This is a genomic window from Nitrospirota bacterium (assembly GCA_016235245.1).
Classification (GTDB): Bacteria; Nitrospirota; Thermodesulfovibrionia; order Thermodesulfovibrionales; family UBA6898; genus UBA6898.
In genome coordinates this window covers 1-3,236 of record JACRLO010000017.1, presented here as the reverse complement: position 1 = coordinate 3,236, position 3,236 = coordinate 1, and the positions used below count along the sequence as shown (strand labels likewise).

General features: G+C 50.5%; 4 protein-coding genes and 1 pseudogene (1 of these 5 running past the window's edge). 2 read left to right on the top strand and 3 right to left on the bottom strand.

Annotated features, from left to right (window positions below; all coding sequences use genetic code 11):
* Positions 1 to 187: pseudogene (locus HZB31_08335) on the top strand (amidohydrolase) (it extends 1,168 nt beyond the left edge of the window).
* 304 nt (positions 188 to 491) lie between these two features.
* Entirely contained in the window at positions 492 to 665 is a 174-nt protein-coding gene (locus tag HZB31_08330; protein ID MBI5847940.1) for an LPXTG cell wall anchor domain-containing protein, read from the top strand.
* Here the strand turns inward: HZB31_08330 and recR are convergent.
* The 3 genes from recR to dnaX form a co-directional block, all read right to left on the bottom strand.
* Positions 662 to 1,252: a recombination protein RecR gene (gene recR, locus HZB31_08325; GenBank protein ID MBI5847939.1), complete on the bottom strand. Its 591-nt coding sequence runs from the start codon at positions 1,250 to 1,252 to the stop codon at positions 662 to 664. The two genes, HZB31_08330 and recR, sit on opposite strands and share 4 nt — an antisense overlap.
* A gap of 105 nt (positions 1,253 to 1,357) precedes the next feature.
* A complete protein-coding gene (locus HZB31_08320) occupies positions 1,358 to 1,699 on the bottom strand; it encodes a YbaB/EbfC family nucleoid-associated protein (protein ID MBI5847938.1) in 342 nt (113 codons plus the stop codon).
* On the bottom strand, positions 1,692 to 3,236 hold a 1,545-nt coding region (gene dnaX / locus HZB31_08315), incomplete at its 5' end, for a DNA polymerase III subunit gamma/tau (GenBank protein MBI5847937.1). The genes HZB31_08320 and dnaX, both read right to left, overlap by 8 nt.

The following is a 3,236-nucleotide window of genomic DNA, read 5'->3' as shown; positions in this document are numbered from 1 at the left end:
GACTCCCTTATATGACATATTTTCCCATATGGTTTATGCCATGAATGCGTCTGACATCGACACCGTGCTTGTTGGGGGAAAGGTACTGTTGGAGCAGGGAACCCCGACTGCTGTTGATGAAGGAGAGATCATGGCAAAGGCAGCGCAGTGGTCCAGAAAAATAAAGGAAGTCAATTCCCATTCGTAATCTGTTTTTCAGGCTGATTGCGCTTTTTTTATTTCCGCTTTTTATCCTTTTTTCTTCTGCAGCGTATGGACATCCGGGAAAGACCGACTATCAGGACGGACATACATGTCTCAAGAACTGTGAAGAATGGGATCTGAATTATGAGGAATACCACCTTCACGATCAGGACAGAAACGCCATACGTTCCGAAAGCAGGAGGAATGCGGTCAGGGAGCCGGCGGCTGTAAAGAAATCTGCGCCTGAACATGCTGTTCAGGAACCCTCGGTAGTTCTCATTCTGCCATCACCTGGGCCTCAGGCCGGGGTGATCTCTGAAAAAACTCCGAGGGTGGCTGTCGATCAGGGATACCGCATGCCTGTTGAGGCAGGGTTCGTGATGACGTCGTATGACATCATGCTGCTGGGTATTGCAGGCTTACTGCTTCTGGCAATGCTTGTTCTGAGAAAAAGAAGAGAGAGGGGAAATAAAGCTTCTTAGAGTTCCCTTCTTCCTTCAAGTGCCTTGCTCAGCGTAACTTCATCTGCAAACTCGATGTCACTCCCCATAGGCAGACCGTATGCTATACGGGTTACTCTGACACCAAGCGGATTGAGCACTTCCTTGATATACTGGGCCGTGATCTCTCCCTTTGTGTTGGGGTTTGTGGCAACGATAACTTCCTGCACAGGATTGTTCTTTACCCGTTCGATAAGTTCTCTTATCTTCAGCTTCTCCGGCGTTATGCCGTCTATGGGGGAGAGTGCGCCGAGGAGCACATGATACAGGCAGCGGAATGCCTTAGACCTTTCCACGACAAGGATGTTGCTCGGCTCTTCGACCACAACAATTCTGCTCGTGTCGCGTGAGTCATCGCTGCAGACCTCGCAGAGTTCGCTGTCAGTGATGTTAAAACATTGGCTGCAAAACCGTGCGGTCTGCTTAACCGTGCGGATTGCCTCTGCGATGGACATGGCCTCTGATTCAGGCATCGAGAGGATAAAAAAGGCCAGTCTTTGGGCAGACTTCCTGCCGATCCCCGGCAGCCGTGTCAGTTCATTAATCAGATTTTCGATTATCCCGTGCATGATTTATTCGGTGTTAGGGATTGGGTTATGGTCTAACGGCACAATACCGTATGCTTCGCCGGGGCTGAAAATAACCCTTAATCCCCAGACCCTATTCCCCTTTACTTATTTCCCGAACATCCCGCCGAGATTGCCCATACCCGGCATATTAAGCCCGCCTGTGAGCTTGGACATATCGCTGTTGACCAATTCCTGGGCTCTTCTGATAGCTTCATTGGTGGCCGCAAGGATCAGGTCCTGAAGCATTTCGACATCGTCAGGATTTACCACATCCTTCTCGATCTTTATTGAAACGATTTCACCGGCGCCGCTTGCAACGACGGTGACCATACCGCCGCCGGCAGTCGCCTCAACCGTCTTCTTTTTCGCCTCTTCCTGTGCTTTCATCATCTCTTCCTGAAGTTTCTGTGCCTGACGCATCAGGTCTCCTAACATTTTCTTAGACATCGACTCCTCCGTTTTTTGAATTGGTATCTGTCTGGGATTCTATCGGTATTACGTCAATGATCCGGCCATCAAAAAGTTCAAGCGCCTCTTTGATCAGCGGTTCATCAGCTGCTATGTTCTTTAAGTCTTTTTTAGGGACGACCTTCTTCTTCTGCACAGAAAGAATTATGCTGAGCTTCCTTCCCGCATGTTCAGCCAAAATCTTCTCAATATCAGCAAGATTCTTCCGGATCATGTCCATGAACAATCCCTGGCCGCTCGGCAGGGTGACCTGAACCTGATCTCCGGTCAGTTCGATTGACGCATGCTCAAGCTTTGAGGCAAGCGGGGCATCGATGCTGCCTAATAATTCCTGCCATATGACGGTTATCTCTTTTTCCTGGTCAGGCGCGGCCGTCACGATAACATCTGCAACGGGCTCTTCGCAGGTTTCCTCCTCCGCAACATCCGGCAAGAGCGCAGTGTCGATATCTTCTCCGATCGGTTCAGCCTCTTCCGGCATACCTGCCGGTTTTGCGGCCAATGCAACCGGCGGTTCTGTTTTTACTGTTTCAACCGGCCTTTGTTTTGGTGAAGTATACGGTAGCGCCGCTGCGGTTTCCGGCTGTTTGTGTACAGGTTTATCAATAACGCCTTCTGCAGGCAATCCTCTGCTTAAGCTGTCGAGATTCTTGATGATTTCCCCGACCGGTTTAAGGCTGCTCAAAAAGCTTGCCCTGATGAGCGCCATTTCAAGGGCTATTCTGGGCAGCGAGGAATTTCTGACATCTGCCTCTGCCTTCATAACCTCGGTGAGTATGAGCGTGAGCTGATCCTCAGAAGAAGCTGCTACCAGCTCTCTGACAGCTGCAAGCTCTTCAGAGCTTAGTTCAAGCACATCTGCCGGCTGTTTTACGACACTTGCAATCAGCAGGTCCCTGAAGAATTGGGCAAGTTCTTTGGCAAAAGCCCTGAAGTCAAAGCCCTGTTCAGTGAGGTCCTCTATGATCTCTATGAGGTCAGGGCGATTGCCGGTAATAAGAGCTTTTGATGCCTTTGCGAGCATGCCGAAGTCGGTCAGTCCGAGCAGGTTCTGTACCTGCTCTTCATCGATCTCATCAGAGAATGAGGATACCTGGTCAAGGATCGTGAGAGAGTCTCTCATGCTGCCATCCGCAGCCTTTGCTACCAGCCCCAGTGCGTGAGAGGAAATGCTGATCTTTTCGGTATCGGCAATATGCTGAAGCCGCGCCTTGATGACGCTTGTTGCTATCCTCCGGAACGGCATGTGCTGGCAGCGGGAAAGGACGGTTGCTGGAATCTTCTTCATCTCTGTCGTGGCAAGGACAAAGATAACATGTGGCGGGGGCTCTTCAAGCGTTTTCAGGAGTGCATTAAATGCGGAGCCCGAGAGCATATGGACTTCATCGATGATATAAACCTTGTATTTTCCGCCGGAGGGTGCGTATTTGACCCTTTCCCTGAGGTCCCTTACGTCGTCTACGCTGTTGTTGGATGCGCCGTCGATTTCGAACACGTCAACGGAAGAGCCCTCTGT